This window comes from Terasakiella brassicae, from assembly GCF_014641495.1.
Taxonomy (GTDB): Bacteria; Pseudomonadota; Alphaproteobacteria; order Rhodospirillales; family Terasakiellaceae; genus Terasakiella; species Terasakiella brassicae.
Genome location: NZ_BMHV01000057.1, coordinates 1 through 4,112, shown reverse-complemented (window position 1 = coordinate 4,112; position 4,112 = coordinate 1). Strand labels below are relative to the sequence as shown.

Below are 4,112 nucleotides of genomic sequence, written 5' to 3'. Positions count from 1 at the left end.
AGCTTCCGCCAATACTTTCGTGATCGCAGCTGTCAGCGTGGTTTTACCGTGGTCAACGTGGCCTACGGTACCAATGTTACAGTGCGGTTTATTACGTTCAAATTTTGCCTTAGCCATTTTCTGTCCTTGAATCTAAGTAACTAGCAAACACAAAAACGACCACGAAAGAAAATTTGGAGCGGGTGAAGGGAATCGAACCCTCGTCGTAAGCTTGGAAGGCTTCTGCTCTACCATTGAGCTACACCCGCCCTGATCGCAATTTTTCCGCGCGGTCTCTTGCAATATGGTGCCCAGGCCTTTTAACAGTCCCTTAGCGGTGGTGGAGGGAGTTGGATTCGAACCAACGTAGGCGTAGCCAGCGGATTTACAGTCCGCCCCTTTTAGCCGCTCAGGCATCCCTCCATAGGAAGAGACCATCAATCAGCATGATGCGTGAGGGGAGGGAATATGGAAAAATATCCCCCCTGTCAACGCCAAAAGGGAAAGAAATGTCGAAAAAATAAAATTGTTTCCTTTCAGCAACGCAGCGCGTATCAATTTTACAGTTTTCAGTTCTCGGTATGGGTCAATGAGCAAACAAAAGAAAAGTCGCGCAACACCTGCGAAACGCAAAAACTTCGCCAAAGGAAAAAATCCAGATGGAATCGTAAGACATCCGTCTGAGCGTGGATCAGTCCCGACACAAAAAGGCCCACCGTGGCTTTATGGTCGTCATGCTGTTATTGCGGCCCTGTCCAACCCGAAACGCAATTGCTTGCGACTGGTTGCCAGCGACGACTTCGTAAAAGCACATGGGGAGGAATTGCGCGCTGCCCTCGCCGCCACAGAACGCAAACGACCGGAAACCGAGATTTTAACACGTCAGGAAATTGAGGACCTTATCGTATCCGGGGTTCATCAAGGGATCGCTCTACAACTTGATCCCCTGCCCCGCACCACATTAGAAGACATCCTGCCAGAATTGGCGGAACGCGACAGCGCCGTCATCGTTGCCTTGGACCAAGCCACCGACCCGCAAAACATCGGGGCGATTTTACGTTCTGCCGCCGCCTTTGGTGCACAGGGCGTTATCATCCCCGATAAAAACGCACCGGAAGTCACCGCCGCAATGGCCAAAGCGGCTTGCGGGGCTCTGGAACGTCTGCCGTTCATCCGCGTGACCAATTTATCGCGCAGCCTTGATCAATTAAAAGAGGAAGGGTTCTGGTCCGTCGGTCTGGATGGATATGCCGAAACCACATTATCCAAAATCGATTTAAAAGGCAAAACCGTCCTTGTTATGGGATCGGAAGGAACGGGCTTGCGCCGACTGACGCGCGAGAAATGTGATTTTCTTGCAAAAATCCCGATTTCCCAAACGGTTGAGAGCCTGAACCTGTCTAACGCAACGGCAGTTTCCCTCTATGAAATCGCCCGTCAAAAGGAAGGTTAAAAAAAAATGTCAAAAAGTGAAAAATCTTTCTTGCATAACGTAAAGGGCTGAGTTAAGTTCCGCCCGCTCTCAAGGAGAGAGCATCTGGAATATGCCTCTATAGCTCAGTTGGTAGAGCAACTGATTTGTAATCAGTAGGTCCGCGGTTCGAGTCCGTGTGGGGGCACCATTCCACTCTCCAAAAGAACAACCACATATATTATGCCTCTATAGCTCAGTTGGTAGAGCAACTGATTTGTAATCAGTAGGTCCGCGGTTCGAGTCCGTGTGGAGGCACCAGAATTATAAAGGGCTTAGCCAGAAATGGCTAGGCCCTTTAGATTTTTGTAAGATGTTTTTGTAAGATACAAAATTATTAAATCAGTATCAAAAAGCCAAAGGGCAAACGTCCATTTCTTATATTTGGCTAAAATGTCTTAAGTTGAATGTAGTAGGTTTAAAAGATTCGACCAAAAAAGATGCGGGTTTTATCAAGCAGCTTTATTTGACGGTCGGCCCTGCCGAGTAGGCGGTGGAGTTACCGTTGTATTATTCTTAATAAAGAAAATACGGGCCAGCTCTGGGTGTTGACTGATAAGGTCTTCAAAGTTTCCGTTGTAATTTTTGACCATAAGGCATGGTTCCTTAATCTGGCTGCCAACACAGCGAGAAGGCGTAATTCCAAGAATTACATTTTGCGTACTACCGTGATGCCCTGGGACACGACTTGACAGATAATCCTTATAAATATTCTTTGGCTTTGACTTCGTGCGGATATACTTGCCGCAGTTTTCTCGAATAACTTGGCCTTGTTTGTTTAGTGCTGCATTGAACTTTCTAAACCCGCCAAGGGCTTCAACAAACCTTAATGCGCTACCGCCTTCTCCTAATTGTTGAAAGAGAATAGCGAGGGCCTGACCTGATAATTCTAACAGGTTATTCGGCTTACATAGGTAGCTTGCTGTTGCAAAGCGATTTTTAATTCTCTGGGTTTGGATATTTTGCTCATTTCCATCCACGCCCATAAACTTTTTGGAAAAGGTCAGAATATCTTTCCAGTCTTTCTTTAGGCCGTGACTTTGAAAGATAAGATGCGCATGGAGTTTCACATACTCACCATTGGTAGCGGGATATTCAATGCGAAGAAACTGACCTTCTAAACCCCAACGGTTCAAGGTGCGGAGAAGCTTGCTCAAACGCTCTTTAAAAACCTTATGTTGCTTTGCATAATCGGAAACATGAACCCAACCCCATCGTACTGACCAGCTGTATAATTGTTGGTTTGCAGGGAAAGCCGATAAATAGGCTTTTAAACGCTTCTGTATCTGGCTGTAATTTCTACGGTGAACAGTTCGGAAAACATTACTGTTTCGATAAGCGGTAATGCGCTCTACCGTCTGGGTGAGCGTACCGATAAAAGCGATTTCTCGTTTATCTTTTTGGTAAGGGTCAATACCCTCTGAAATTAGCTTTGAAGCAATTAAATCATCGTGATTTTTATCCTCCTTTCGTAATTGCTTCTTTTTAATCCAGTGTTTTTGGTCAATTTCTGACCCTGTACCTGTATAAACAAACTTATCAAAATCAACATATTCAATATTATTTAAAAAATTAATATTCATATACATATAATTTATGTATACATAATAATTATCTAAAAGTAAATGTATTAGATATTTCTTGATTTAAATTATTTATTATGTGTTGCTTATTTACATCATTTATTTTTAATATTTCTTTATTAATAAATGAGATATAGTCAAACTTCTTAGCTTTTATTGTGTTATCAAAAACAATCTCTAAATCACCTAACGGGTTTGACTTACAAGAATGTAAAACCTCAATGCTTTTCTCAATATCTGGCGGTAGTGTCTTCCTGTCTCTGGCTTTGGCAAAACTACCTGTTTTACTCAACTCAATAAGGAAAAGGCGAATATCCTGATTTAGTCCTAATTCTTGTTCCAACTTGAACTTTTCTGGTGGTTCATAGTTCACAACTTTCACACCTTGCCTCTCAGCCTCGGCCCAATACCTTTGCTTAAAGTCCTCATCCCCAAATATTTCAACGCGACCACACCAACGTTCTTTTGCTGTTTCAACCATTACCTTTATCGCCTCATCAGTAATCGGCTCGTAGATAGATAAGGAGTTGCCTTGGTCAAAAAAGTAAGTTCCATGCCACGAAATCCATATCCCGTTTTCTGTGGCTGTGAGCGTTTCTGCTCCGTTGTCTTTCCACCAGTTTAAACGTTCTTGAAGTGATTTTTCGGTCCCGGCGGGGCTGTGAGCGATTTGGCATGAAGTTTCATGGACTTCAATCTCGCAATCCTTTGAGTCTGCCAGCACTCTCGCGACAATATGATTGTCTTCTGACCATGGACCGAAGACATGGATTTTTCCACCTTTATCAATAATCCATGACTTATCTTTTAACTGGATACGCGCCAACCCTTTTTTGCTGATTTTGACCATGTGTAATTTATCTGCAATATCATCCGATATATCTGGATAAGTCTGTTTTAATAAATCCATTTTGGTCTCTTGCTTTCTTAATCTCATTTTCCTTTCTCCTGATTTTTTGAGGTTATACCAAAATGCACCTGCTATGACCGATAGAGCCATTCCCTGTTCCCAATGGACATAATTCTCCACGGTTGATCACTCAAGCGGTTCCATGCATCACAGCAAATATTGACAATGT

At 43.4% G+C, this 4,112-nt stretch carries 4 protein-coding genes and 4 tRNA genes; 3 read left to right on the top strand and 5 right to left on the bottom strand.

Annotated elements, in window-relative coordinates; genetic code table 11:
* From IEW74_RS17055 to IEW74_RS17045, 3 genes are all read right to left on the bottom strand, one after another.
* On the bottom strand, positions 1-117 hold a 117-nt coding region (locus IEW74_RS17055), incomplete at its 3' end, for a GTP-binding protein (protein WP_188667076.1).
* Between the two features lie 57 nt (positions 118-174).
* Positions 175-248, bottom strand: a tRNA-Gly gene (locus tag IEW74_RS17050).
* A 69-nt stretch (positions 249-317) separates the two neighbouring features.
* A tRNA-Tyr gene (locus tag IEW74_RS17045) sits at positions 318-402 on the bottom strand.
* Between the two features lie 166 nt (positions 403-568).
* Here IEW74_RS17045 and rlmB point away from each other — a divergent pair.
* The 3 genes from rlmB (at position 569) to IEW74_RS17030 (ending at position 1,711) form a co-directional block, all read left to right on the top strand.
* The gene (gene rlmB / locus IEW74_RS17040; RefSeq protein WP_188667362.1) at positions 569-1,432 is read left to right on the top strand and encodes a 23S rRNA (guanosine(2251)-2'-O)-methyltransferase RlmB; all 864 of its coding nucleotides are present in this window, start codon (positions 569-571) and stop codon (positions 1,430-1,432) included.
* A 93-nt stretch (positions 1,433-1,525) separates the two neighbouring features.
* Positions 1,526-1,601: transfer RNA gene (locus tag IEW74_RS17035), tRNA-Thr, on the top strand.
* 34 nt (positions 1,602-1,635) lie between these two features.
* Positions 1,636-1,711 (top strand) — tRNA-Thr (locus IEW74_RS17030).
* A 191-nt stretch (positions 1,712-1,902) separates the two neighbouring features.
* On the opposite strand, the gene IEW74_RS17025 is transcribed toward IEW74_RS17030, so the two are convergent.
* Together IEW74_RS17025 and IEW74_RS17020 are read right to left on the bottom strand one after the other, a co-directional pair.
* Positions 1,903-3,033: a hypothetical protein gene (locus tag IEW74_RS17025; RefSeq protein ID WP_188667360.1), complete on the bottom strand. Its 1,131-nt coding sequence runs from the start codon at positions 3,031-3,033 to the stop codon at positions 1,903-1,905.
* 28 nt (positions 3,034-3,061) lie between these two features.
* Positions 3,062-4,033, bottom strand: coding sequence for an LPD7 domain-containing protein (locus IEW74_RS17020; protein ID WP_188667357.1), 972 nt, complete (start codon positions 4,031-4,033; stop codon positions 3,062-3,064).
* Between the last annotated feature and the right edge of the window lie 79 nt (positions 4,034-4,112).